Source organism: Methylobacterium ajmalii (assembly GCF_016613415.1).
GTDB lineage: Bacteria > Pseudomonadota > Alphaproteobacteria > Rhizobiales > Beijerinckiaceae > Methylobacterium > Methylobacterium ajmalii.
Genome location: NZ_JACWCT010000009.1, coordinates 1 through 24,603, shown reverse-complemented (window position 1 = coordinate 24,603; position 24,603 = coordinate 1). Strand labels below are relative to the sequence as shown.

Below are 24,603 nucleotides of genomic sequence, written 5' to 3'. Positions count from 1 at the left end.
GGAGCGGGCTTTGCGCGTCGATCGCCGCGAGCGCCGCCCCGAGGGTCGGCAGGCCGGCGATGCGGCGCGCCTCCGCCGGCCCGATCCGCAGCCAGGGCGCCCACAGCCCGGTGCGGCCGAGGCGCCCGGCCCCGTACAGGCGCCGCAGCCGGCGCGCCCAGGCGTACCGGACCAGGGCGCGGCCCACCGGTTCGAGGCGCGCGTCGCAGGGGCTCTCGGGCCTCTCGCAGCGTCGGCGCATCGTGTCGGCGGCCCCGCCGGGGGCGCGGCCGTCGAGCCGGCCCGAGGTGACGACCACGATCTCGGGATCGTGGCGCACCCGGGCATCCATCCGCAGCAGCGCCTCGACGAAGGCGCGGTCCTCGCCGAGGGGGAGCGCCGGCATGCCGCCGACGGCCAGGTAGGCGGGAAGCCGGACCGCGAGCGTCGCGCCCGAGCGGGTGGCGTGGCGCGGCCAGGGATCATGCGGGATCGGGTCGATCAGGCCCTCGAGGGCGACGAGCAGCGCCTCGTAGGTCCCTTCGAGCCGTCCGCGGGCGTGGAGCGCATCGGGCAGGCGCGCGGCCTCATCGCCGTCGAGGGCGATCCGCCCGGCGACCGCGTCGGCGCCCCGCGCCAGCGCCGCGAGGTTGCGGGCGACCCAGTCCGGCGGCACCCGGCTGTCGGCATCGGTGGTGAGGATCACGCCCTCGGCCGTCCCCTCCCCGAGCCAGGCGGCCGCCGCCTCCATCGCCTCGCGCCGGGCCCAGCCGGCCTGCGCCCCGGGATACTCGCGCTCGATCACCCGCAAGGGGAGGCCGAGGGGCCGGGCGAGATCCGCCACGGCCTCGGCCGTGCCGTCGGTGCAGTTGTTGAGGAACAGGACGACCCCGAGGGCTCCCGCCCCGATCCCCTCCTGCCCGGCGAGCGCCCGCAGGCAGGCTCCGATCCGGTCGACCTCGTTGCGCACCGGCACGGCGACGATGCAGCGCGGCGGCGGGCCGGCCGGCTCGGGGGTTCGGCCGCGGGTCGGCGCCTCTCGGTTCGTCACGTACGGGGTCTCCGGCAGGCCGCGCAGACGGCCCGTCGAGACAATCTATGTCATACCCCACCCCAGTTCCCCGGGGTGCGACCATATCGACGCCGGCCGGCGCCGATGCCGGAACGGGCCCGGCTCCGGGCCCTGCGCGGAACCGGGCCGGGTATCCCACACGGAGTTTGCAGCTTCAAACCGCCGCGCCGTGCGCCCGGCGCCGGACCGGATGCGCATCCGGGCGAGCTCGGCTATTCTGCCGTCATGACCGGATTCGCGGATCGCCGTTCCCGCCGCCCTGCGGCCTGCCTCGTCGCCTGCCTCGGGGTGGGTCTCCTGCCGGGCCTCGCGGCCTTGCGGCCGGAACCGGCCGCAGCCCAGGGCCTCGTCGGCTTCGGGCTCCTGCCCGTCTTCGCCTGGCCCCGGGCCCTGGAGGACCGCCTCGGCGAGGATTCGCGCTGGGCCGGCTCCTACGCCCGGGTCTCGACCGGGTTCGAGGCGGTCTCCTCGCGGCGCTTCGGCAGCTATGCCGGGCCGACGATCGGCTTAGAGGGCGGACGGATGTGGCAGGAGGGCCGGTTCGTCTACGGCATCGCCGGCGGGTTCGATTATCTCGCGGCGACCTCCGGCGGCCTCACCCCGGGCTTCGGCGGCCTGTCCTACACCCGCGACTTCGCCGGGGCGGTCCAGGTGAAGGTCGGCACCCTGCTGACGCCGGACGTGCTGCTCTACGCCCGGGCCGGGGCGGCGGCGGTGCACGGAACGCTGCGGGCCGGGGCGACGCCGGTCTCGATGCCGTTCTCGCGCGACGACGTCGTGGTCCGGCCGGACGCGCATGTCGGGGTCGAGTGGGCGATCACCGACCGCCTGTCGGTCGCCGTCGAGGCCGGCGTCGGCGGCTACGCCCTGCGCTGAGGCGCGCTGAGGCCAGGCCGGCCCGGCCGGTGCGGTTCGCCCGCCGGCTCCCCACGAGGGCAGCTGCCGCGAGGGCGGCTCACGCGCCGCCGGCCTCGCCCGTCGCCCGCGCCAGGAGCCCCTCGACCGAGCTCTCCACCAGCGTGACGTGGCGCAGCATCGCGGCATGGGCCTCCTCGGCCCGGCCGGCGAGGATCGCCGCCGCCACCACCCCGTGCTCGTCGTGCGAGCGCGCGAGCCGCCCCGCCACCCGGAACTGCGCCTCGCGGTAGGGCTGGAGCCGGCGCCGCAAGGAGAGCGCGAAATCGGCCAGCACCGTGTTGTGGGCGCCGGCATAGACCGCACCGTGGAAGGCGGTGTTGGCCCGCGCATAGGCCGCCGGATCGCCGGCCCGGGCGAGGTCGGCCATGGAATCGTGCAGGGCGTCGAGGCGGCGGCGCTCGAGCGGGCTCATCGACTGGGCGGCGAGCCGGGCGCAGGTCGCCTCGATCTCCGCCATGGCGACGAACAGCTCGGCGAGCTGCTCGGCCGTCACCTGCGCCACCACCGCGCCGCGCCGCGGCCGCACCTCGACGAGGCCCGAGGTGCCGAGCTGGCGCAGGGCCTCGCGCACCGGCGTGCGCGACACCCCGTAGCGCTCGGCCAGCGCCTGCTCGTCGAGGCGGCTGCCCGGCGCGAGCGCCCCGGTGACGATCGCCTCCGCGATCTCCCCCGCCAGCCGCTCGGCCTGCGTGCGCCCCGACCTCTCGCCCGACCGCCCGTCCATCCCGCCCCCGTCGCGAACCGCACCCCGACCCTGCCGCATCGTCACCCGGCTCGCCTGCCCGAAATTGCGGCGTCCGCGCCCAAACTAGATGCGTGCAAGATCCGCTTCATGCATGCACACTCCAGGTGTTGCATGCAATTTTTCGCGCCGGCCCGAACCGTGGCCGGTCCGAACCTTGCCTCACGGTGGCTCGTCCCCGCCGGTCGCGGGCGCTCGCCTCCTCTCGCCAGATAAGGTCCGTGCCGCATGATCACCCGCCGCACCGCGCTGACCGCCGGTCTCGCCGCGCCGTTCGTGGCGCGCTCGCAGGCGCAAGGCCAGAACCCGACCCGCAACGAGACCTTGCTCCTGGTGCAGGAATACGGGCCGAACTCCCTCGACATGCAGGGCATCGGCGCCTCGCAGCCGGTGAACGGGGTGGCGCTGAACTGCTACGACCGGCTGCTGCGCTTCAAGCCGGTGCCGATCCCGGGGGGCGGCGGCAACGCCGTGAGGATGGGCGAGATGGAGGGCGAGCTCGCCGAGAGCTGGCAGGTCGCCTCCGACGGGATGAGCTGCACCTTCAAGCTCCGCGACGCCACGTTCCATTCCGGCCGGCCGGTCACGGCCAGGGACGTGAAGTGGTCGCTCGACCGGGCGGTCTCGATCGGGGGCTTCGCCACCACGCAGATGAATGCCGGCTCGCTCGAGAAGCCCGAGCAGTTCGTGGCGCTCGACGACAAGACCTTCCGCATCGACTTCGTCCGCAAGGACAAGATGACGATGTCGAACCTCGCCGTCACGATTCCCTTCGTGATCGATTCCGAGCTGGCGCAACGCAACGGCGGCGGCGATCCGTGGGCCAAGGACTGGCTCAAGAACAACGTCGCGGGCTCGGGTGCCTACCGGGTCGAGAGCTGGAAGCCCGGCGTCGAGACGATCTACGCCCGCAACGACGCCTGGGCGTCGGGCAAGCTGCCGCAGCTGCGCCGGGTCATCGCCCGCGACATCGCCTCGCCCTCGACCCGCCGGGCGCTGATCGAGAAGGGCGACGCCGACATCTCGTACGGGCTGCCGCCGAAGGACTTCAAGGACCTGATCGACGCCGGCAAGATCAAGGTCGTCGGCGTGCCGATCCCGAACGGGGTCTGGTCGGTCTACCTCAACTCTGCGGTCGGGCCGTTCACCGACGTCCGCCTGCGCCAGGCGGTTGCCTGGGTGCTGCCCTACGAGAAGATTCTTCAAGCCTCGCTGTTCGGCCGCGGCCTCGACATGTCGGGCGGGCCGGAGACGCCGCGCGTGGCGTGGCCCCAACCCTTCCCCTACCGGACCGATCCCGCGAAGGCCAAGGCCCTGGTGCAGGCGGCCGCCCCCGGCGGGCTCACGACCACGCTGCTGTTCGATGCCGGCAACGCCACGGTGGCCGAGCCGATGGCGGTGCTGATCAAGGAGGCGCTCGCCGGGATCGGCATCACGGTCGAGATCAGCAAGATTCCGGGTGCCAACTTCCGCGGAGAAATCTCCAAGAAGACCAACCCGATGGTGCTCAACCGCTTCGCCGGCTGGCTCGACTATCCGGATTACTACCTGTTCTGGACCCTGCACGGGGCGAACTCGATCTTCAACATCGCCTCGTACCAGAACCCGGCGCTGGACAAGCTGATCGACACCGCGCGCTTCACCGACGATCCGGCGGTCTACCAGAAGAGCGTGATCGACTTCGTGTCGCTCGCCGAGCGCGAGGTGCCGATGGTGCCGATCGCCCAGCCGACCCACGACGTCGCGATGCAGCGCACGATCAACGGCTACCAGTTCCAGCCCTGCCGCGAGCCGGATTTCCGGTACCTGACCAAGGGGACGGCTTCGTAAATGCCTGTTCTGATAAGATTTTTCTTCCAATTCTTTGAAGCGGACAGCACTTCCCACCCTCAAACCTCATCCTGAGGTGCTGCGCAGCAGCCTCGAAGGAGGGCTCCAGAAATCTCAGTGTTCTCTGGAGCCCTCCTTCGAGGTCAGTCGATCTTCGATCGACTAACGCCTCAGGATGAGGTCGCGAATGGGATGGACAATGGTCTTTCGACGCTGCTCTCGCAACTCGAACAGGTTCTGAGGAGTGGATTGATGCTGCGCACGCTCCTCGACCGCCTCTTGACCACGCTGCCGGCGCTCGCCGGGGTGGTCGTGGTGTCGTTCCTGCTCACCCGGGTCCTGCCCGGCGACACCGCAGCCTATTTCGCCGGGCCGGCCGCCACCCCGCAGGCCATCGCGCAGATCCGCACGGAACTCGGCCTCGACCGGCCGCTGCCCGAGCAGTTCGCTCGCTACGTCGCCGACCTCGCCCGGGGCGATCTCGGCCGCTCGCTCACCACGGGCCAGCCGGTCACGGCCGATCTCGGCGCCCGGCTGCCGGCGTCGGCCGAGCTGACCCTGGTCGGCCTCGTCCTCTCGCTCCTGGTGGCGATCCCGCTCGGGGTCGCGGCGGCGCTGAAACAGGGCTCGCTCGTCGACCATGCCTGCCGGGTGGTGGCGACGGCGGGGGTGTCGCTGCCGGTCTTCTTCACCGGGCTCCTCCTCGTCTACGTCTTCTACTTCGTCCTCGGCTGGGCGCCCGCACCCCTCGGGCGCCTCGACGCCTTCGCCTCGCCGCCACCGACGCGCACCGGCTTCTTCCTCGTCGACAGCCTCGCGGCCGGCGATGCCGAGACCTTCCGGGCGGCGCTGGGTCAGATCGCCCTGCCGGGCCTGACGCTGGCGATCTTCGCGCTGGCCCCGATCGCCCGCATCACCCGGGCGGCGATGCTGGCGGTGCTCGCCGCCGACTTCGTCCGCACCGCCCGGGCCGCCGGCCTGTCGCGGCGGCGGGTCGTCGTCACCTACGCGCTCCGCAACGCCCTGCTGCCGGTGGTGACCACGCTCGGCATGGTCTTCTCCTTCCTGCTCGGCGCCAACGTCCTGGTCGAGAAGGTCTTTGCCTGGCCGGGCGTCGGCTCCTACGCGGTCGAGGCGCTGATCGCCTCCGACTTCGCCCCGGTCCAGGGCTTCGTCCTGGCGATGGCGCTGCTCTACACGGTCCTGAACCTCACGATCGATCTCGCCTACGGGCTGATCGACCCGCGCGTCCGGGGGGCGGCATGAGCGCCTCTGGCTCCCCCGCCCTCGGCGCCGCCCGGCCCCGCAGCGGCGTCTCGGCGACGCTGGCGCATGCCGGCACCGTCGTCTCCGGCAACCCGGTCACGGGCTTCGCCTTCGCGCTGCTCCTCGGCCTCGTCGCCTGCGCCGCCCTCGGGCCCTCGCTCGTGCCCTACGACCCCCTCGCCTCCGATACGTCGGTCGCGCTCCAGGCCCCGTCGCTCGCCCACCCCTTCGGCACCGACCAGCTCGGGCGCGACATCCTCTCGCGGGTGGTGGTGGCAGCGAGGCTCGATCTCGCCATCGCGGTCTTCTCGGTGGCGCTCGTCTTCGTCGCAGGCGGGCTTGCCGGGATCATGGCCGGGTTCTTCGGCGGCTGGACCGACCGGATCGTCGGGCGGCTCGCCGACACGATCATGGCCTTCCCGCTCTTCGTCCTCGCCATGGGGATCGTCGCGGCGCTCGGCAACACGGTCGGCAACATCGTGCTCGCCACCGCCATCATCAACTTCCCGCTCTACGCGCGCCTCGCCCGGGCCGAGGCCGCGCAGCGTCGCAACGCCGGCTTCGTGATGGCGGCGCGGCTCACCGGCAACACCGACCTGCGCATCGTGCTCACCTCGATCCTGCCCAACATCCTGCCGCTGATGATGGTGCAGATGTCGCTCACCATGGGCTACGCGATCCTGAACGCGGCGGGCCTCTCCTTCATCGGGCTCGGCGTGCGCCCACCCACCCCGGAATGGGGGATCATGGTGGCGGAGGGTGCGGGCTTCATCGTCTCGGGCGAGTGGTGGATCGCGCTCTTCCCGGGCCTGGCGCTGATGCTCGCGGTGTTCTGCTTCAACCTCATCGGCGACGGCCTGCGCGACATCGTCGACCCCCAGAGGCGGACATGACCGCGATCCCGCTCCTCGCCATCCGCGACCTCACGGTCGAGTTCGCCACCCGCCGCGGCCCGGTCCAGGCGGTGCGCCGGGTCGATGTCTCGGTCGCCAAGGGCGAGACCGTCGGCATCGTCGGCGAGTCGGGCTCGGGCAAGTCGGTCACCTCCTACGCGGTGATGCGCATCCTCGACCGGGCCGGGCGCATCGCCGGCGGCGAGGTCGATTTCTCCGGCATCGACCTGCGCTCCGCCTCCGAGCGCCAGATGCGCGACCTGCGCGGGCGGGAGATCTCGATGATCTTCCAGAATCCCCGCGCGGCGCTCAACCCGATCCGCAAGGTCGGCCACCAGATCGAGGACGTGCTGCGCCAGCACGCGGAGGCCGGCTCGGGCGATGCCAAGGCGAAGGCCATCGCGGCGCTCGACCAGGTGAAGATCGCCCGGGCGTCCGAGCGCTACCACGCCTACCCGTTCGAATTGTCGGGCGGCATGTGCCAGCGGGTGGTGATCGCGCTGGCGCTCGCGTGCCGGCCGCAGCTCCTCATCGCCGACGAGCCGACCACCGGCCTCGACGTGACGACCCAGAAGGCGGTGATGGACCTCGTCACCGGCCTCACCCGCGAGCGCGGCATGGCGAGCGTGCTCATCACCCACGACCTCGGGCTCGCCGCGACCTATTGCGACCGGATCGTGGTGATGGAGCAGGGCCGGGTCGTCGAGACCGCGCCGGCCTCCACCATCTTCCGCGCGCCCGCCCACGCCTATACCCGCAAGCTGATGCAGGCGACGCCGCGCCCCGGCGTCTCCTTGCGCGATCTCCTGCCCGAGGGGGCGCCCGCCGCGCCGACGGCGCATGCCGAGGCCGCGGGGGCGCCGCTGCTGGCGGTCTCGGGGCTGGTGAAGGAATACCCGAAGGCAAAGGCCCTGCTCTCGCGCAAGCCGGCGGAGGCGCCGTTCCGGGCGGTCGATGCCTTGAGCTTCACGGTCGCCCGCGGCGAGAGCGTCGGCCTCGTCGGCGAATCGGGCTGCGGCAAGTCCACCACCTCCACCATGGTGATGCGCCTCCTCGACCCGACCGAGGGCTCGATCGTGTTTGCCGGCGAGGAGATCGGCCGGGTGCCGGCGGCGCGCTTCGCCCGGCATCCTCTGCGGCCGAAGATCCAGATGGTCTTCCAGGACCCGACCGATTCCCTCAACCCGCGCTGGACCGCCTCCCGCGCCATCGCCGATCCGCTCAAGCGCTTCGGCACCGTGCGGGGCTCCGACGCGATCCGGGCGCGGTGCGAGGAGCTGGCCCGCCTCGTCGGCCTGCCGGTCGAGCTCCTCGACCGCTTCCCGCACCAGCTCTCCGGCGGCCAGAAGGCGCGGGTCGGCATCGCGCGGGCCATCGCCCCCTCCCCCGACCTCGTCATCCTCGACGAGCCGACGGCGGCCCTCGACGTCTCGGTGCAGGCTTTGGTGCTCAACCTCCTCGCCGACCTCAAGCAGGCGCTCGGCATGAGCTACCTGTTCGTGAGCCACGACCTCCAGGTGGTGCGGATGCTCTGCGACCGGGTGATCGTGATGCGCTCCGGCCGCATCGTCGAGGAGGGTCCGACCGAGGCGGTGCTGGGCGCGCCGCAAGCCGAGTACACCCGCGCGCTGCTCGCGGCGATTCCGAGGCCGCCGGTGTGAGGCGGCCGCTCATCGTCGTTCTTACGTTTCCCAACAACAACCTCATCCTGAGGTGCCAGTCGATCGAAGATCGACTGGCCTCGAAGGAGGGCTCCAGGAATCGCTGTGGTCTCTGGAGTCCTCCTTCGAGGCTGCTTCGCAGCACCTCAGGATGAGGTGGTGGGTGGGAATGACAGACCCTCGAACACTTCACGTCACAGCATCAACCGATCCCCGAGGCCCGCCCATGACGACACCATCTTCGCTTCCCGCCCCCTCTCCTCCCCTTCCCATCGACGACGTCTCCGCCGGTGCGATCGTCGACGCGATGGTGCCGCTCGCCGGCATCCCGATGGCGCCCGAATGGCGCGGGACGGTGATCACCGCCGTCCAGGCGACGGCGGCCGCCGCCGCCCTCCTGCTCGACTTTCCGCTCGACGACACCGTCGAGCCGGCGCCGGTCTTCCGGGCATGAGGGAGGAGCGCGTGACGAACGAGACAGCCGCCGGGATCGCCGCCGCCGTGGCGGCGGGCCGGCTCACCGCCGGCGACGCCGTCGAGACGGCGCTCGCGCGGATCGCCGCCCGCGATCCGGGCCTCAACGCCTTCACGGGCGTGACCGCGGAGCGCGCCCGGGCCCGGGCCGCGGCGATCGACGCCGAGCGCGCCGCCGGCCGGAGCGTCGGGCCGCTCGCGGGCGTGCCCTTCGCGGTCAAGAACCTGTTCGACGTCGCCGGCCTGCCGACCCGCGCCGGCTCGAAAATCAACCGCGAGCGGGCGCCGGCCGCCCGGGACGGCGCCCTGGTGCGGCGGCTCGAGGCGGCGGGCGCGGTGCTGGTCGGCGCCCTCAACATGGGGGAATACGCCTACGACTTCACCGGCGAGAACGCCCATGACGGTCCCTCGCGCAACCCGCACGACCCCGCGCGGATGACCGGCGGCTCGTCGGGCGGGTCCGGCGGGGCGGTGGCGGCCGGGATGGTGCCCCTGGCGCTCGGCTCGGACACCAACGGGTCGATCCGGGTGCCGTCGGCCTTCTGCGGCACCTTCGGGCTCAAGCCCACCTTCGGCCGGCTGTCGCGGGCGGGCTCGTTCCCGTTCGTCGGCAGCTTCGACCATCTCGGGCCCCTCGCCCGCTCGGTCGCCGACCTGGCGCTCTCCTACGACGCGATGCAGGGCGCGGACCCCGACGATCCCTGGCAGGCGCCGCGCCCGATCGAGCCGGTCGCGGACGCGCTGGTGCAGGGCACCACGTCCTTGCGGATCGCGGTCGCCGGCGGATACTTCGCCCGCGGCGGCGAGGCGGATTGCTTTACGGCGGTGCGCCTCGCCGCCGAGGCTCTGGGCGCCCACCGCACCGTCGAGATCCCGGAAGCGGCGCGCGCGCGGGCCGCCGCCTTCATCATCACGGCGGCGGAAGCCGCCGGCCTCCATCTCGACCGGCTGCGGACGCGCCCGGGCGACTACGACCCGGCGGTGCGCGACCGCCTGATCGCCGGCACGACGATCCCGGCCGCCTGGGTCCACCGGGCGCAACGCTTCCGCAGCTGGTACCGCGAGCGGGTGCTGGCGCTCTTCGACGAGGTCGACGTGATCCTTGCCCCCTGCACGCCGTGCCGGGCGCTCCGGATCAGCCAGGCGACGATGGAGCTCGACGGGCTCACCGTGCCGGCGCGGCCCAATATCGGAATCTTCACCCAGCCGATCTCGTTCATCGGCCTGCCGGTCGTCGCCGTGCCGGTGCGGGTCGGGGGCGGGCTGCCGCTCGCCGTGCAGGTGATCGCGGCGCCGTGGCGGGAGGACCTGGCCCTGCGGGTGGCCGGAGCGCTGGAAGCCGCGGGCGTCGGGGCGGCGCCGACAGCAGAGTAGAAGCAACCGACTGAATTGACCCCCTCCACGTCATCCCGGGGCCGCGCAGCGGAACCCGGGATCCATAACCGCCAACCTTTCAGGATGAGGCGGCAGGCCGACCGCTTCGTTCGGAACCGTCAGCGATTATGGATCCCGGGTTCTCGGCAAGCCTCGCCCCGGGATGACGTGGAGATTGATGGATGCGGGGGCCTGAGCCTTGTGCCGTGCAGTCAGGTAGGCCTGAAAGGATGATTTCCATGGACATCGACCACCCCGAGGTGAAGGCCGAGGTCGAGGCCGCCTTCGCGGCATACGAGACCGCCCTCGTCACCAACGACGTACCGACCCTGGAGGCCCTGTTCTGGGACGATCCCCGCACCATCCGGTACGGCATCGGGGAGAACCTCTACGGCATGGACGCGATCCGGGCCTTCCGGCGGGCGCGCTCGCCGGTCGGGGTCGAGCGGCGCATCGACGAGACCGTCATCACCACCTTCGGGCGCGACTTCGCCACCGCCTCGACCCTGTTCTGGCGCGAGGCCCATCCCGGCAAGGTCGGGCGCCAGATGCAGTCCTGGGCCCGCCTCCCCGAGGGCTGGCGCGTGGTCGCCGCCCATGTCAGCCTGATCGACGAGGTGCCGGCGTGACCGACTTCCCCCTCACCCTCGCCCAGTACCGCGAGGCCTACGCCTCGGGCGCGCTCACGCCCGCGCAGGCCGTGCGCGAGGTCTACCGGCGCATCGCCGCCCACGACGACCCGGCGGTCTTCCTCGCCCTGCGGCCGGAGGCCGAGGTGGCGGCGGAGGCCGCGGACCTCCCCCGGGGCCCGCTCCACGGCATCCCGGTCGCGGTCAAGGACAACATCGACGTCGCGGGGCTGCCCACCACCTGCGCCTGCCCGGACTACGCGAGGCTCGCCACGCAGGACGCCGCCGTGGTGGCGCGGCTCCGGCAGGCCGGGGCGCTGATCATCGGCAAGACCAACCTCGACCAGTTCGCCACCGGCCTCGTCGGCATGCGCTCGCCCTACGGCGTGCCGCGCAACACCCTCGACCCGGCGCTCGTGCCCGGCGGCTCCTCGTCCGGCTCCGCGGTCGCGGTGGCGGCGGGGCTCGTCCCCCTGGCGCTCGGCACCGACACCGCGGGGTCCGGCCGGGTGCCGGCCGGGCTCAACAACATCGTCGGGCTCAAGCCCACGCTCGGGGCGCTCTCGACCCGCGGCGTGGTGCCGGCCTGCCGCACCCTCGATTGCGTCTCGGTCTTCGCGCTGACCGCGGCGGACGCCTTCGTGGGGTTCTCGGCGCTCGCCGGGTTCGACGCCGCCGACCCGTTCTCGCGTCCCGTTCCGGTCGGGCGGCCGGGCCCGCACCCGCGGCGCATCGGCGTGCCGGATGCGGCAAGCCGGCGCTTTGCCGGCGACGCCCTGTCGGAGGCCGCCTTCGACGCGGCGCTCGCCGACCTCGAGGCGCTCGGCGCGACCCTGGTGCCGGTCGACCTGACCCCGTTCTTTACCGCCGCGGCGCTCCTCTACGACGGCCCCTGGGTGGCCGAGCGCTGGGAGGCGATCCGGGGCTTCATCACCGCGAGCCCGGAGGCTTTGCACCCGGTCACCCGGGCCATCACCGAGCGCGCCACCGCCTTCTCGGCCGCCGACGCCTTCGCGGGCCGCTACCGGCTGGCGGAGCTGCGCCGCGCCACCGAGCCGGTCTGGCAGGGGATCGACGCGCTGTGCGTGCCGACCTTCCCGCGGCCGCAGACCGTCGCGGCGCTCGCCGCCGACCCGATCGGCCCCAACGCCGAGCTCGGCACCTACACCAACTTCGTCAACCTCCTCGACCTCTGCGCGCTGTCCGTCCCGAGCCGTCCCCGCGCCGACGGCCGGCCGGCCGGCCTCACCCTGATCGCGCCCGCCGGCCGCGACGCGGCGCTGATCGCCCTGGGCGACGCCCTCCACCGCGCCGGCGGCACCCCGATGGGCGCGACCGGCGCCCCGCTGCCGCCGCCGTCGGCGCCCGAACCGGCCTCGGCCGGCGCGGGCGAGATCGAGCTGGCGGTGGTCGGCGCGCATCTCTCCGGCCTGCCGCTGAACGGCGAGCTGACGGGTCTCGGCGCGCGCCTCCTGCGGGCGGTCGCGACCACGCCCGACTACCGGCTCTTCGCCCTGCCGGGCGCCGGCCCGCGCCGCCCGGGCCTCGTGCGGGTGGAAGAGGGCACCGGCACGGCGATCGCCACCGAGGTCTGGGCCCTCGCGCCCGAAGCCTTCGGCCGCTTCGTCGCGGCGATCCCCGCCCCCCTCGGCATCGGCACCCTGCGGCTCTCCGACGGCACGACGCCGAAGGGGTTCCTGTGCGAGCCGGAGGGCACGCGCGAGGCCGAGGACGTGTCGCGCCATGGAGGATGGCGGGCGTATCTGGCGGCGGGGCGGGGGTAGTTTTTTCGGGCGGGGGGCCGCTCGGCTCGCTCTCCGGTCTCAGCCTGCGAGGATGCCGGTTGCGGTAGCCGCGCGGGCGATCTCCAGAGGGCACCGAGGTTTCTGGAGGCCTCCTTCGAGGTTGGTCGATCACAGATCGACCAACACCTCAGGATGAAGTCGAGGGCAGGATCGTTCTTCGTTCGATATTCTCATGATACCGACTTGTCGTCATCGCTTGCTGGGATTTTTCCTTGCGCGCCCAGTCTCCTGGACAAGTGCGTCAGCTCACCCCAATCGCTTCGCATCAGCGCTTCTTTCTTCACTCGGCTCCAGCCCTTGATGCGCCGTTCCAGGGCGATGGCATCCATGATGCGATCGAATGCCTTCCGCGTAGACGAGCGTCACCGGCCTGCGCTGGCGCGTGTAGCCGGGACGGATGCCGGCCTGATGTTCGCCGAGGCGCTTGTCGAGGGTCGTGCCACGGGCCGATCCGACATAGTAACTGTCGTCGGAACATCGCAGGATGTAGACGAAGGCGTTCGTGAAAGAGAGATCCTGACGCGCCCCTCGTTTGTATCATGTCCCATCCGCGACCTCATCCTGAGGTGTTGGTCGATCGCAGATCGACTGACCTCGAAGGAGGGCTCCAGGGATCTCCGTGCCGTCTGGGGACCCCTTCGAGGCTGCCGCAGCCAGCGCCCTCGTGATGGTGAAGCCGCGGTCACGCCACCGCCACCTCCCGCCGGGCCTGCGTCCGGATCACCGCGAGCCCGCCCAGGCTCACCGCCAGGATCACCCCGGCATAGAGGTCCGCCGTCGCGGCGTAGCCGAGGCTGCGGGCGAGGAAACCGGCGGCGACGGCGGGCAGGCTGAAGGCGAGGTAGCTCTGGACGTAGAAGGCGGCCAGGAGCCCGGCCCGCTCCTCCGGCTCGGCGAGCGGCATCACCGTGCCGAGGCAGCCGAGGAAGCTGGCGCCGAAGCCGGCGCCGGTGACGAGGGTGCCGAGGATCAGGACCGGCACGCTCGCCGCGTGGATGCCGGCGACCACCGCGACGACGCCCAACGCCGTGGCGAGCACCCCGAAGGTCAGGTTCTCCCGGGCGCCCGCCATGCGCCGCACGAGCACCGAGACCGCGCCGGCGACCATCAGGGCGGTGACGACGGCCCCGCCGGTGAGCGGCGCCCGGCTGCCGGTGGTGGCGGCGACGACCGAGGGGACGAGCGACAGGTAGAAGCCGCCGAGCGTCCAGTTGGCGAGGTTGATCGGCGTCACCAGCGCCAGGGGCCGGCGGATCCGGGGCGGCACCGCCATGCGGGGCCGCAGCGAGGCGAGCGCCCCGGGCCGCAGCGCGCCGGTCTCGGGAATGCGCCGGATCGCGAGCGCCAGCCCGGCGAAGACGAGAAGCAGCCCCCCGTAGACGAGGTGGAGCGGCCAGGGCCCGTACTGGATCAGCGCCGAGGTGCCGAGCGCCCCCAGCGCCATGCCGGCGAGCGGCGCCACCGCGTTGACGACCTGGCCGCGGGCGCGATCGACGTCGACCAGGGCCGCGCCCAGGGAGGCGGCGGCGATGCCGGTGGCGAGCCCCTGGACGATCCGGGCGACGACGAGCCAGCCCGCCCCCTCCCCGACCAGCAGGAAGAGCCCCATGGCCAGAGCCTCGAGCGCCAGCGCCCCGGCGATCACCGGGCGGCGCCCGAGATGGTCGGAGAGCGACCCGGCGATCAGCAGGGCCTTGAGCAGCGCGACCGCGTAGACCGCGAAGACGAGCGTCACGAAGACCGGCGAGAGCGCCAGGGTCTCCTGGTAGATCCGGTAGAGCGGCGTCGGGGCGGCGGCCGCGGCGAAGAACGCCCCGAGCGTCGCGGCGTGGAAGACGAGCGGGTCGCGCCACTGGGGGCTACGCCACCGGAATCCTTGACCTTCGCGCATCGCTGTGGCCCTTAAAGCAAATCCGTTGCGTTAACGATCTAGCGCCGCGGGACGCTAAAAGCAAATTATTTGCGTTTGGAGGACGGGGAACGATGGTGGAGCGGGAGGGAGGGCCGCGCCCGGGCGGGCGCAGCGCGCGGGTCCAGGCCTCGGTCCACCGGGCCACCCGCGACCTGCTCGCCCGGATGGACCGCACCGCCGTGACGATCCCGCTCATCGCCGCGGAGGCCGGCGTCACGCCCTCGACGATCTACCGGCGCTGGGGCGAGCTGAACGAGCTTCTGGCCGACGTCGCCGTCGAGCGCCTGCGCCCGGACATGGTGCCGGTGGAGACCGGCCACGGCCGCGGCGACCTCCTGGCCTGGGCCGAGCAATATGCCGAGGAGATGTCGTCCGATCTCGGCCGCGAGATGATCCGCGACGTGCTGGCGGCCGAGGGCGCCGCCGGCCCCCGCCGCTGCTGCAGCTACGCCCGCCAGCAGATCGCCCTCATCGCCGAGCGCGCGGCGGCCCGGGGCGAGGCGTTCCCGAGCCTCGACGCGGTGCTCGACGGCGTCATCGCGCCGATCCTGTTTCGGATCCTGTTCGACGAGGCGCTCGGCAACGCGCGCGTCGGGGAGCTGGTCGAGCGGGTGTTCGAGGGCGATCGACGCGGCGACGATCCGTAGTTTTTACGAACTACGGAATGCCCGCATCCCTCCCTCTCTCGACCTCATCCTGAGGTGTCAGAGTCTGTTCGACATACGCAATAGGTCAACGGATGATCTTGCCTCCCACACGCAACCTCATCCTGAGGTGTTATTCGATTGAAAATCGACTGACCTCGAAGGAGACCTCCAGCAAGCGCGAAGATCCCTGGAGCCCTCCTTCGAGGTCAGTCCATCTGCGATGGACTGACACCTCAGGATGAGGTCGAGAGCAGGATAGGCCACGCCCCTCGTCGGCAGCCGGATCCGCCCGGACGGGCTTTCGGGATGAGGCGGCGCGTCGGATGAAAGCCTTCGCCCGGGTCATTTCGGCCCCGAATCGACGCTCCCCTCCCCCGCCGCCAGCCCGCAGATCCGCCGCGTCACCCGGTACGACGCCGCGAAGGCCGGGACCGGCAGGAACTCGAACCGGGAGTGGAAGTTGCTGGCGCCGGTGAAGTAGTTCGGGGTCGGCAGGCCGCGGGCCGAGAGCGCCGCGCCGTCGGTGCCGCCGCGCATCGGGATTTCCTTCGGCGCGATCCCCTCCGCGGCCAGCGCCGCGAACAAGAGGTCGACGGAGCGGCGGTCGTCGCCGAGGCTGTCGTGGATGTTGCCGTAGGTATCGGTGATCCGGCAGTCCACCCGCCCGGTCGGGTAGAGCGCGGCGATGTCCTCGGCCACCGCGTGCAGGCCCGCCTTGCGGGCGGCGAAGCCCTCGCGGTCGAAGTCGCGGATCATCGCCTGGAGGCGGGCCTCGCCGGAATGGGCCTGGAGGCCGTTGAACCAGACGTAGCCCTCGCGCCCCTCGGTGGCTTCCGGCGTCTCCGCCCGGTCGAACCGGCCGATGAAATCGTGCGCCATCAGGAGCGGGTTCACCATCACGCCCTTGGCCGACATCGGATGCGCGGCGACGCCGGTGAACACGATCTCGGCGCCGGCCGCGTTGAAGGTCTCGATCACCACCTCGCCGACCGCGCAGGCGTCGATCGTGTAGGCGAAGTCGCAAGGGAAGCGCGCGAGGTCGAGGGCCTTGGCGCCGCGCAAGCCGATCTCCTCGTCCGGCACGAAGGCCACCACGATGTCGCCGTGCGCGTCCTCCGGCGCCAGGGTGGCGAGCAGCGTCATCACCACGGCGATCGCCGCCTTGTTGTCGGCCCCGAGCACGCTCGTCCCGTCGCCGACGATCACGTCCTCGCCGCGATAAGCCGCGAGCTCGGGATGCTCGGCGGCGCGCAGCCAGATGTCCTCGGATGGATTGAGGCAGAGGTCGTCGCCGGTAAACCGCAGGACCTGCGGGCGGATCTCGGGCGACAGCCCGACATCGACCGTGTCGAGATGGGCGATGAAGCCGATCCGCGGCGCGCCCGGCCGGGTGCCGGGCTTGCGGGCGGTGAGGATCGCGTGCGCGTCGAGCACCACGTCGTGGAGGCCGAGCTCGCGCAACTCCCCGGCCAGCAATTCGGCCAGCCGGAGCTGGCCCGGCGTGCTCGGGAGGGCGGTCGCGCGGGCGTCGCTCTGGCTCGGCACGGCGAGGTAGCGGAAGAAGCGCGCGATCAGCTGCGCCCGGAGCGCGGTCTCGTCCGTCATGGCGTAGGCTCCCATCAGCTGAGCGCGACCGAGAAGCCGCGCTGCACCGCCGGCCGCGCCATCAGGGCGTCGTACCAGCGCCGCACGTTCGGGTACTCGGCGAGGTCGACCCGGTGCCGGGCGTGGCGCCAAGCCCAGCCCAGGATGGCGAAATCCGCGATCGAGAGGTCGCCGGCGACGAACTCTGTTCCCGTCAGGCGCCGGTCGAGCACGCCGTAGAGCCGGTGCGTCTCCTTCTGGTAGCGGGCGAGCCCGTAGGCGCGGTCCTTCTCGTCGACCGAGAGGAAGTGGTGGACCTGGCCCGGCATCGGCCCGAAGCCGCCCATCTGCCACATCAGCCATTCCATGGCCTGGACCCGGCCACGGCCGGTCGGCGGCAGGAAGCGCCCGGTCTTCTCGGCGAGGTAGACCAGGATCGCGCCGGATTCGAACACCGGGAGCGGCGCCCCGTCCGGCCCGTCGGGATCGACGATCGCCGGGATGCGGTTGTTGGGGCTGATGGCGAGGAAGTCGGGCTCGAACTGCCGGCCCTTGGTGATGTCGACGGGCTCGACCCGGTAGGGGAGCGCCATCTCCTCGAGCGCGACGCTGATCTTGCGCCCGTTCGGCGTGTCCCAGGCGTAGAGCTGGATCATTCGGTGCATCCTCCGGTGCCGGGGACGGACCGTAATGCGGTTCCGCCCCGGAGTCGTGTCAGTTCTCCGGTCGGGCCCGTCCGCCGCGACCGCGCGCCAGCCTCTCCACCGGCCTTGACGCGACGATCACCGGATCGGTCTCACGCGGGGATGACGACCGGGATACCCGGTTCGTTTTCACACACGCCCAAGTCATGATTGGCACCATCGAGCGATATATGACTCCTTCATGCCTCTTGTTTTGACGTCATATCATTGCGATTCGCGATTTTTACGACTGATCAGTCGCCTCGAAATCCGATCCGGTTCGGACGATCGACGTCGCGACCCTGTTTTCAGTCGATCGTCGATCTGAAACGGGAGATTCATGCCATATAACCGGTAATACAGTTGTCAAAATTGTGAAATATTGTTATGTCATCCTGGCAATCAACATTCCTTTGGCGGGGAGGCACGGGGGATGCGCGCGCGTGCGACGGGCGGATCGATCGACCTGCGAGCGATTGCGGGCTCGCGCGTCGTGCTGCTCGCGATCGCGATCGCCGAGGAGGCGCGCGCGGGCCTGCTCGGCTTCGCCATCGCGCGGATGAACGGGTCGGTGCCCGACTGGCTCGAAGGCCGCAAGGTCTTCCGCTCGGTCGTGCCCCGGCCCGATCCCCAGGACCGTTTTCCGAGCAACCTACATCCGATCCAGAGCCTGATCTGGTCCGACTACGAGGCCAAGCCCGGCACGACCACGCGCTACCGCGTCCAGCCCGTCTACGGCAGGCCCGCGGCCCCGGTCCTCGGCGAGGGGACCGAGATCACGGTGACGACCGAGGACCCCACGACCGGCACGCACGGGATCTGGTTCAACCGCGGCGCCATCGCCTCGCAGGCCTTCTCCAGCCATTTCCAGAACCGGCCGCCGGAGGACGAGGACGATCCCGCCGATCCCGAGGTGCGCTGGCTCTCCCGCGGTGCCCTCGATGCCACCCTCGCCTTCATCGACCGCGCACAGGACGGCGAGGCGCTGCGGGTCGCCGCCTACGAGTTTACCTACGCGCCGATCCTCCGCGCCCTGAAACGGGCGGCCCGCCGCGGGGTGGACGTCCGGATCGTGCACGAGGCCGGCCAGGACTACGACCGGGACGACAAGCGGCTGGAGGACACCTCCGCCACCGTCGCGGCGCGCAACGCCATCGCGGCGCTCGGTCTCGACCGCCAGGCCAACCTGCAGCTCATCCCGCGCACCCGCCGGCGCAAGATCCCGCACAACAAGTTCATCGTCTGGATCCGGGCGGGCGCTGCCCGCGAGGTCCTGACCGGCTCGACCAACTTCACCGCCTCGGGCTTCATCGGCCAGACCAACGTCCTACATGTCGTGCGCGAGGAGGGCGTGGCGCAGGCCTATCTCGACTACTGGACCGTGCTGTCGCACGACCCCGCGACGCCGACGCTCTCGACATGGACGCAGGAGCGCACCCCGCAGGACGCGCTCGACGCCCTGACGGCCGTGCCCGGCACCACGCCATTCTTCTCGCCGCGCAAGAACGACGCGATGCTGAGCTGGTACGCGGCGCGCATCGCCGGCGCCCGAGAGACGGTGATGTTCACCGCCGCCTTCGGCGTGAACAAGCTTCTGGCAGCGCAGTTCGGCATAAACCGGGACTTCGTGCGCTTCCTTCTGCTCGAGGATGCGCCCGACCGGGAGCTGCGCGACAGATTGAAGGGCGATCCGGACGTCGTGGCCGCCTACGGCGCGCTGCTGGGCGCCTATGCCGAGGGCAAGAAGGCGTTTCCGGCGACGAGCCTCGACGACTGGTTCCTGAAGGAGGAGCTATTCCGCAAGCAGGGCCACATCTTCTTCATCCACACCAAGTTCCTGCTGATCGATCCGCTCGGTGACGATCCGCTGGTGTGTACCGGCTCGGCGAACTTCTCGTCCTCATCGCTCACCGGCAACGACGAGAACATGCTGCTGATCCGCGGCGACACCCGGGTGGCCGACATCTACCTGACCGAGTTCGACCGCCTCTTCCGCCATTTCTACGCGCGCCAGACTATCGACCGGCTGGCCGAGCGGGGGGCGCCGCTGGCCGAGGCCAAGTTCCTCGACGAGACGGCCGGCTGGCTCGACGCCTACGTCGCACCCGGCCGGATGAAGACCAACCGCCAGCGCCTGTTCTTTCCCGCCTGGCCCGCCCGCTGACCGAATCGGCCCCCGAACCGATCCGTCGCCGCCGAGACACCGCCCGGGAGAACCCGTCATGCCGCTCAAGACCTATTCCGTCCTGAAGGGCCGTCCGATCAACAACCGCCTCGCCACCGGCCGCAGCCCGCATTACCAGGTGCTGGTCTCGGCCAACGGCGAGATGCATCGCATCGCCATCAACGTGCAGTCGCAGGACGGCAGCGAGGTGCAGTTCCTCGTCCGCTCCCGCTTCGAGCACCCGATCACCGCGGCGCTGGCGACGCTCCCCGAGGGCGTGAACCCGGCCCCGAGCCGACCGGACGGCGTCGCACTCGACTACATCCGGGGCAACCTCATGCAGCCCTGGGAGCTGAAGCCGCTGCCCCTCTCGGCCGCCGGGCCGGACAACGACCTCAACGAGAAGCTCGACGCCTATGTGCAGCGCGCGATGGCGGACGAGGAATCCTGGATCTACGCCTTCGGCGAGACCTGGGGACCGGAGGAGGACAAGGCCGACCGGTATTTCGGCTTCAAGCCGGGCCGGGGAATCCACGACATCCACATGAACCAGGGAAACCCGCCTGGGCGCTTCGCCGGCGACAACGGTCCCTATCAGGATGGCGGCCTGATCTTCCGGTTCCCGCGCGAGGAGCAGTGGGTGGCGGTGTTCCTGAAGTTCCAGACCCAGGCCTGGCACTCGGACGACGCCTCGGCAAATCCGGCGGTGCCGCCCGATCCGGGTCACGGCGGAGAGCCGCACGCGCCGGTCGACCGCGACCGCATCCCGCCTCGCGACGTGCCGGACGGGCTGGTGCGCATCATCGCGGCTCTCGTCAACGACACCCATACGCCGGAGCGCGAGACGGTGACGCTGCTCAACACCGCGGACGTCCCCGTCGACCTGACCGGCTGGTCGCTCAAGGACAAGCAGAAGAACGCGATGCCGCTCACCGGCACGATCGCGGCCGGCGCGACGCTGACCGTGGCGGTGCAGGCGCCGGCCACCCTGTCAAACAAGGGCGGCATCATCACCCTCCTCGACGAGAAGGGGATCAAGGTGCACGGCGTCGCCTACACGAAGGAGCAGGCGCGCCAGCCCGGCCGCACCATCCCGTTCCAGGGCTGAATCCGGCCCGTTCCGGGTCCGACCGGCGATCCCGGTCGGACCCGGGCGGATCAGGGCGCCAGGTCGCCCACCGGCCCCTTGACGGGGGCCTCTGTGCCGGAAGCGCTGACCGGGAGCGGCTTGAGGGTGCCGCGGTCGATCGCCGGCGGGGTCGGGAGCTGCAGCTGGCCGCTGGTATAGGCCCATTCCTGGGCCACCTTCTCCGGATCGTCGTTGAGCTTCCCGCCGAAGCTCGGGACGATCTGGCGGATCTTGGCCTGCCACTCGGGGGTGGCGACCTTCTGGGCGAAGACCTTCTGGAGCACGTCGAGCATGATCGGGGCGGCCGTCGAGGCGCCCGGCGAGGCGCCGAGCAACGCCGCGATGGTGCCGTCCTTGGCGTTGACGATCTCGGTGCCGAGCTTCAGCACGCCGCCCTTGTCCTTGTCGCGCTTGATGATCTGCACGCGCTGGCCGGCCTGCCACAGGCGCCACTCGCCCTTCTTGGCGTTGGGGAAGTACTCGCGCAGCGCCGCCATCCGGTCGTCGTCGGAGAGCATCAGCTGCCCGGCGAGGTACTCGACCAGCGGGTACTCGTCGATGCCAACCCGCATCATCGGCCAGACGTTGCTGGTCGTGGTCGAGGTGAGCAGGTCGAGATACGAGCCCTCCTTCAGGAACTTGGTCGAGAAGGTCGCGAACGGCCCGAACAGAAGGACGCGCTTGCCGCCGAGAACCCGGGTGTCGAGGTGGGGCACCGACATCGGCGGCGAGCCGACCGAGGCCTTGCCGTAGGCCTTGGCGAGGTGCAGCGTCGCGACGTCCGGGTTCTCGTTGATCAGGAACGAGCCGCCGACCGGGAAGCCGGCGTAATCCTCGCCCTCCGGGATGCCGGAGGCCTGGAGCAGGTGCAGGGCGCCGCCGCCGGCGCCGATGAACACGAACTTGGCGTCGACGCTCCGGCGCGACCCGTCCTTCACGTTGCGCGCGGTGACCCGCCAGGAGCCGTCGGCGTTCTTCGTGATGCCCTGGACCTCGGTCGAGACGTCGAGGCGGAAGGTCTTCTGGGCCTGCAGGTGGGCGACGTACTGGCGGGTGACCTCGCCCCACTCGACGTCGGTGCCGAGCGGCGACCAGGTGGCGGCGACCTTCTGGTTCGGGTCGCGCCCCTCCATCATCAGGGGGACCCACTTCTTCAGCTGCTCGGGGTCGGTCGAGAACTCCATCCCGGCAAACAACGGGCTCGCCTGCAGCGCCTCGTAGCGCTTCTTGAGGTAGGCGATGTTGTCGTCACCCCAGACGAAGCTCATGTGGGGGGTGTAGTTGATGAAGGTCTTGGGGTCCTTCAACACGCCGTTCTTGACCTGCCAGGCCAGGAACTGGCGGGTGACCTGGAACGCCTCGTTGATCTCGACCGCCTTGGCGATCTCGATCTTGCCCTTCTTCTCGGGCGTGTAGTTCAATTCGGCCAGCGCCGAGTGCCCGGTGCCGGCGTTGTTCCAGCCGTTCGAGCTCTCCATCGCCACCTTGTCGAGGCGCTCGAGCATGCGGATCGACCAGGTCGGCTCCAGCTCGTTGAGCCACACGCCGAGCGTCGCGCTCATGATGCCGCCGCCGATCAGCAGCACGTCGACCTTGTCGGCGCCCTGCGCCAGCGCGAGGGAATCGGGCAGGGCCGAGGCGGCGAGGCCGGCGGCGGCGCCCCCGAGGATCCGGCGGCGGCTGATCCCGGTCGGGGCAGTGGCCTTCGGGCAGGTGGTCGTGTCGTCGGCGCGCATGGCCCAATCCCGTTCTCGTTCAGGCCGGTCCGGCGGCGCGAGGCGCGCGCGGCTCCGGTCGTGACAGGCGTCCGCTCGCGTCGCGCGGGATAAGGCCCGCACGGCGCGTCAAGCCATTTTCGGGGTGGTTTCCTCGGTAGGAGCCGCTGTCGCGGGGCCGCGGTACCCCGACCCGGTCCGGTCGGTCCCTCGCGGCGAAGAGTCCCGGTCCGCTCGATCGGACGCGCGAGGCGGCGCGGATTCTGCGATCCGCTGGCCGGCCCCGGGCGGTCGCGACCGCCTGGGACGAGAAGAACGCTGGCGGGTTGAGCTCAGCGGTTGTGCGGCCGCCTCATAGACGATGCGGACGCGAAGGACAATCGCCGCTCCGCGCCCGCGGCCGATTCCATCATCGGCCGGCGCGGGCCGTGCTGAAGATCATCAACGCTTCCTCAACGGCGCCCCGGCCGGCGACTTGGCGTATCGGGCTTGGGATATCGGGATCCGGTCCGCGCGGGGCGCCCGCGCTCAGGAGGCGCGGCGGAACCGGATGAGGCTGCGCGAGGGCTTGCCCTCGTCCCAGTTCGGCATCTCCCGCCAGGGGGTGGTGACGTCGGCGGTGTCGCCATCGATGTGGATGGTGCGCCGCTGCTCGGTGCCGACCCATTCGGGTGCCCAGGCGGTCTGCACGCTCGTCACCCACTGGTCGCCCTCGACCCGGTAGCGGCCGATATAGGCGACCAGGGTGTGCATCAGGGCGGCGCGGTCGGCCTCTGACCTGGCCGGCTTGCGGTCGCTGCCCTCGAGGTTGAACGCCACCCAGCCGTCGGGCGTGAAGATCACGCGCCCGCGCGGCGTCTCGCCCATCGCGTCGACGAGCTTGCCGGTCGCCTTGTCCTCGACCTTGTAGGAGACGAGCTCCCAGGTGCCGACGATGCGGCGCGCCAGCGCCTCGCCGGTCGGGGCCGTCTCGCCCGCGGCCCCGGCCGGCACCGCCCCGATCGCGACGGCGAGGGCGAGCCCGCACAGGGACGTCTTCAGGAATCCGGTCATCGTGTGGTCCTTCCTCGGGGACCGGGACGGGTCGTCCGCGGTCGTGTCGAGCCTCACAGCCGCGCCGCGACGACCTCGGTCAAGGTCACGGGACGGCCGGCCTCGCGGGCGAGCCGCAGCAGCGTCGACTGACGGAAGCGCGCGTCGGCGGTGATCTCGCGGCCGATCCAGTCCGGCAGGACGAGGGGCTGTCCCTCGTGCTCCAGCTCGACCTCGGCCAGGACCATGCCGGCGAGGGCGCCGCCATACTCGTCCACCACCCACTCCATCCCGTCATGGGGCACGCAGTGGCGGGTCTTCTCGATCAGGCAGGTCTCGCAGACGAGGCCCAGCATCGCCTCCGCGTCGGCCCGCGGGATCTCGTACTCGAATTCCGGCCGCGCCAGCCCGTCGCGCCGGCCCTTGACGGTGATCCAGGCCTGCTCCTCGTCGAGCCGCACCCGGACCTTGCCGCCGGGAAACTCGCCGACGAGCCCGTCGGTCAGCCGGCGCCGGCTCACCGCGCGCTCGCGCCAGCCCGCATGGGCGACCATGAACTTCCGCTCGACCTCGTACCGCATCGCCCTCGACCGCGCGCCCTGCCCGGGCTCCGACCCCGGCGAATGTCCGGCGGGCTCGGCCGCCACCGGCGCGGCGGGGCTGATACCCGATCGGGCCCGTGAGAGCCAGGGCCGGCAGCCTAGGCCGCGCGCCCTATCCTGGCCGGCACCGGACGCGCCCCATCCGATTTCCGCATCGCCCCGGCGTGTGGAGCCTGCGGCTCCGCCGCGCGGGCTCTTGGTCCGGGATCCGGAATCCTTCCGGATCCCGTGTCACTCCGCCATCAGCCGCCCGAGCGCCGCCGCGTACCGCGCGCCCACCGCCTCCCGGGCATGGTGGCGCCCGCCCGCGACGACCTGGCGCCCGGCGACCCAGACCGCGTCCACCGCGCGGGAGCCGGCGGCGAAGATCCAGCCGTCGAGGAGGGCGTCGCCGCGGCGCTCGATCAGCGCCGGATCCGTCCCGGCCAGCGCCACGCAATCGGCCGGGGCCCCGGCGGCGAGGCCGCCGCCCTCCGCGGCCAGGGCCTGGCC

The 24,603-nt window shown here is 71.5% G+C and carries 20 protein-coding genes and 2 pseudogenes; 12 read left to right on the top strand and 10 right to left on the bottom strand.

Annotated elements, in window-relative coordinates:
- On the bottom strand, positions 1–1,030 hold a 1,030-nt coding region (locus HPY23_RS01955; protein WP_420891297.1), incomplete at its 3' end, for a glycosyltransferase family 2 protein.
- 246 nt (positions 1,031–1,276) lie between these two features.
- On the opposite strand from HPY23_RS01955, the gene HPY23_RS01950 reads away from it, so the two are divergent.
- Complete coding sequence (locus HPY23_RS01950; protein WP_236012500.1) at positions 1,277–1,927, top strand: outer membrane protein; 651 nt, start codon at positions 1,277–1,279, stop codon at positions 1,925–1,927.
- A gap of 79 nt (positions 1,928–2,006) precedes the next feature.
- On the opposite strand, the gene HPY23_RS01945 is transcribed toward HPY23_RS01950, so the two are convergent.
- Positions 2,007–2,693 carry a GntR family transcriptional regulator gene (locus HPY23_RS01945; protein ID WP_091885775.1) on the bottom strand — a complete coding sequence of 229 codons (687 nt, stop codon included), beginning with the start codon at positions 2,691–2,693 and terminating at the stop codon, positions 2,007–2,009.
- A 246-nt stretch (positions 2,694–2,939) separates the two neighbouring features.
- Here HPY23_RS01945 and HPY23_RS01940 point away from each other — a divergent pair, with 246 nt between their 5' ends.
- From HPY23_RS01940 to atzF, 8 genes are all read left to right on the top strand, one after another.
- On the top strand, positions 2,940–4,541 hold the full coding sequence (locus tag HPY23_RS01940; protein WP_091885772.1) for an ABC transporter substrate-binding protein: 1,602 nt from the start codon (positions 2,940–2,942) through the stop codon (positions 4,539–4,541).
- Positions 4,542–4,793: 252 nt separating this feature from the next.
- On the top strand, positions 4,794–5,807 hold the full coding sequence (locus HPY23_RS01935; RefSeq protein ID WP_060849645.1) for an ABC transporter permease: 1,014 nt from the start codon (positions 4,794–4,796) through the stop codon (positions 5,805–5,807).
- The gene (locus HPY23_RS01930) at positions 5,804–6,700 is read left to right on the top strand and encodes an ABC transporter permease (protein ID WP_091885769.1); all 897 of its coding nucleotides are present in this window, start codon (positions 5,804–5,806) and stop codon (positions 6,698–6,700) included. The genes HPY23_RS01935 and HPY23_RS01930 overlap by 4 nt, the downstream gene beginning before the upstream one ends.
- A complete protein-coding gene (locus HPY23_RS01925; RefSeq protein WP_091885767.1) occupies positions 6,697–8,361 on the top strand; it encodes a dipeptide ABC transporter ATP-binding protein in 1,665 nt (554 codons plus the stop codon). The genes HPY23_RS01930 and HPY23_RS01925 overlap by 4 nt, the downstream gene beginning before the upstream one ends.
- A gap of 226 nt (positions 8,362–8,587) precedes the next feature.
- The gene (locus HPY23_RS01920) at positions 8,588–8,815 is read left to right on the top strand and encodes a DUF4089 domain-containing protein (protein WP_175539937.1); all 228 of its coding nucleotides are present in this window, start codon (positions 8,588–8,590) and stop codon (positions 8,813–8,815) included.
- Between the two features lie 11 nt (positions 8,816–8,826).
- Positions 8,827–10,209, top strand: a complete 1,383-nt coding sequence (locus HPY23_RS01915) for an AtzE family amidohydrolase (protein ID WP_244537560.1) — start codon at positions 8,827–8,829, stop codon at positions 10,207–10,209.
- Between the two features lie 239 nt (positions 10,210–10,448).
- A complete protein-coding gene (hpxZ, locus tag HPY23_RS01910; protein ID WP_060849641.1) occupies positions 10,449–10,838 on the top strand; it encodes an oxalurate catabolism protein HpxZ in 390 nt (129 codons plus the stop codon).
- Positions 10,835–12,622, top strand: a complete 1,788-nt coding sequence (gene atzF, locus HPY23_RS01905) for an allophanate hydrolase (RefSeq protein ID WP_091885757.1) — start codon at positions 10,835–10,837, stop codon at positions 12,620–12,622. Before hpxZ ends, atzF begins: the two co-directional genes overlap by 4 nt.
- Before the next feature lie 191 nt (positions 12,623–12,813).
- Here atzF and HPY23_RS01900 read toward each other — a convergent pair.
- A pseudogene (locus HPY23_RS01900) lies at positions 12,814–13,129 on the bottom strand (GIY-YIG nuclease family protein).
- A gap of 196 nt (positions 13,130–13,325) precedes the next feature.
- A complete protein-coding gene (locus tag HPY23_RS01895; protein ID WP_091885754.1) occupies positions 13,326–14,534 on the bottom strand; it encodes an MFS transporter in 1,209 nt (402 codons plus the stop codon).
- Between the two features lie 92 nt (positions 14,535–14,626).
- On the opposite strand from HPY23_RS01895, the gene HPY23_RS01890 reads away from it, so the two are divergent.
- Positions 14,627–15,202 carry a TetR/AcrR family transcriptional regulator gene (locus HPY23_RS01890; protein WP_060849638.1) on the top strand — a complete coding sequence of 192 codons (576 nt, stop codon included), beginning with the start codon at positions 14,627–14,629 and terminating at the stop codon, positions 15,200–15,202.
- Between the two features lie 342 nt (positions 15,203–15,544).
- On the opposite strand, the gene pepT is transcribed toward HPY23_RS01890, so the two are convergent.
- Both pepT and HPY23_RS01880 read right to left on the bottom strand, forming a co-directional pair.
- Positions 15,545–16,807, bottom strand: coding sequence for a peptidase T (gene pepT / locus HPY23_RS01885; RefSeq protein WP_060849637.1), 1,263 nt, complete (start codon positions 16,805–16,807; stop codon positions 15,545–15,547).
- A 14-nt stretch (positions 16,808–16,821) separates the two neighbouring features.
- Complete coding sequence (locus HPY23_RS01880; RefSeq protein WP_060849636.1) at positions 16,822–17,442, bottom strand: glutathione S-transferase family protein; 621 nt, start codon at positions 17,440–17,442, stop codon at positions 16,822–16,824.
- 460 nt (positions 17,443–17,902) lie between these two features.
- Here HPY23_RS01880 and HPY23_RS01875 point away from each other — a divergent pair, with 460 nt between their 5' ends.
- Together HPY23_RS01875 and HPY23_RS01870 are read left to right on the top strand one after the other, a co-directional pair.
- Positions 17,903–19,633, top strand: a complete 1,731-nt coding sequence (locus HPY23_RS01875; RefSeq protein WP_091885752.1) for a phospholipase D-like domain-containing protein — start codon at positions 17,903–17,905, stop codon at positions 19,631–19,633.
- A gap of 58 nt (positions 19,634–19,691) precedes the next feature.
- On the top strand, positions 19,692–20,741 hold the full coding sequence (locus HPY23_RS01870; protein ID WP_091885749.1) for a DUF2278 family protein: 1,050 nt from the start codon (positions 19,692–19,694) through the stop codon (positions 20,739–20,741).
- Positions 20,742–20,791: 50 nt separating this feature from the next.
- Here the strand turns inward: HPY23_RS01870 and mqo are convergent, their stop codons facing one another.
- The 4 genes and pseudogenes from mqo to HPY23_RS01850 all read right to left on the bottom strand — a co-directional run.
- Positions 20,792–22,498 carry a malate dehydrogenase (quinone) gene (gene mqo, locus HPY23_RS01865; protein WP_091885746.1) on the bottom strand — a complete coding sequence of 569 codons (1,707 nt, stop codon included), beginning with the start codon at positions 22,496–22,498 and terminating at the stop codon, positions 20,792–20,794.
- 507 nt (positions 22,499–23,005) lie between these two features.
- Positions 23,006–23,530, bottom strand: coding sequence for a lipocalin-like domain-containing protein (locus HPY23_RS01860; protein ID WP_091885743.1), 525 nt, complete (start codon positions 23,528–23,530; stop codon positions 23,006–23,008).
- A 53-nt stretch (positions 23,531–23,583) separates the two neighbouring features.
- Positions 23,584–24,090 (bottom strand): CYTH domain-containing protein, encoded by a 507-nt coding sequence (locus HPY23_RS01855; protein WP_060849632.1) that lies wholly within the window; start codon positions 24,088–24,090, stop codon positions 23,584–23,586.
- Positions 24,091–24,342: 252 nt separating this feature from the next.
- Positions 24,343–24,603 (bottom strand): annotated as a pseudogene (locus HPY23_RS01850) (formimidoylglutamate deiminase); the annotation flags it as partial.

Excerpts from the sequence above, each read along its gene's own strand:
- HPY23_RS01950 (WP_236012500.1), top strand. The coding sequence starts at position 1,277 with ATGACCGGATTCGCGGATCGCCGTTCCCGCCGCCCTGCGGCCTGCCTC.
- HPY23_RS01945 (WP_091885775.1), bottom strand. The coding sequence starts at position 2,693 with ATGGACGGGCGGTCGGGCGAGAGGTCGGGGCGCACGCAGGCCGAGCGG.
- HPY23_RS01940 (WP_091885772.1), top strand. The coding sequence starts at position 2,940 with ATGATCACCCGCCGCACCGCGCTGACCGCCGGTCTCGCCGCGCCGTTC.
- HPY23_RS01935 (WP_060849645.1), top strand. The coding sequence starts at position 4,794 with ATGCTGCGCACGCTCCTCGACCGCCTCTTGACCACGCTGCCGGCGCTC.
- HPY23_RS01930 (WP_091885769.1), top strand. The coding sequence starts at position 5,804 with ATGAGCGCCTCTGGCTCCCCCGCCCTCGGCGCCGCCCGGCCCCGCAGC.
- HPY23_RS01925 (WP_091885767.1), top strand. The coding sequence starts at position 6,697 with ATGACCGCGATCCCGCTCCTCGCCATCCGCGACCTCACGGTCGAGTTC.
- HPY23_RS01920 (WP_175539937.1), top strand. The coding sequence starts at position 8,588 with ATGACGACACCATCTTCGCTTCCCGCCCCCTCTCCTCCCCTTCCCATC.
- hpxZ (WP_060849641.1), top strand. The coding sequence starts at position 10,449 with ATGGACATCGACCACCCCGAGGTGAAGGCCGAGGTCGAGGCCGCCTTC.
- HPY23_RS01895 (WP_091885754.1), bottom strand. The coding sequence starts at position 14,534 with ATGCGCGAAGGTCAAGGATTCCGGTGGCGTAGCCCCCAGTGGCGCGAC.
- HPY23_RS01890 (WP_060849638.1), top strand. The coding sequence starts at position 14,627 with ATGGTGGAGCGGGAGGGAGGGCCGCGCCCGGGCGGGCGCAGCGCGCGG.
- pepT (WP_060849637.1), bottom strand. The coding sequence starts at position 16,807 with ATGACGGACGAGACCGCGCTCCGGGCGCAGCTGATCGCGCGCTTCTTC.
- HPY23_RS01880 (WP_060849636.1), bottom strand. The coding sequence starts at position 17,442 with ATGATCCAGCTCTACGCCTGGGACACGCCGAACGGGCGCAAGATCAGC.
- HPY23_RS01875 (WP_091885752.1), top strand. The coding sequence starts at position 17,903 with ATGCGCGCGCGTGCGACGGGCGGATCGATCGACCTGCGAGCGATTGCG.
- HPY23_RS01870 (WP_091885749.1), top strand. The coding sequence starts at position 19,692 with ATGCCGCTCAAGACCTATTCCGTCCTGAAGGGCCGTCCGATCAACAAC.
- mqo (WP_091885746.1), bottom strand. The coding sequence starts at position 22,498 with ATGCGCGCCGACGACACGACCACCTGCCCGAAGGCCACTGCCCCGACC.
- HPY23_RS01860 (WP_091885743.1), bottom strand. The coding sequence starts at position 23,530 with ATGACCGGATTCCTGAAGACGTCCCTGTGCGGGCTCGCCCTCGCCGTC.
- HPY23_RS01855 (WP_060849632.1), bottom strand. The coding sequence starts at position 24,090 with ATGCGGTACGAGGTCGAGCGGAAGTTCATGGTCGCCCATGCGGGCTGG.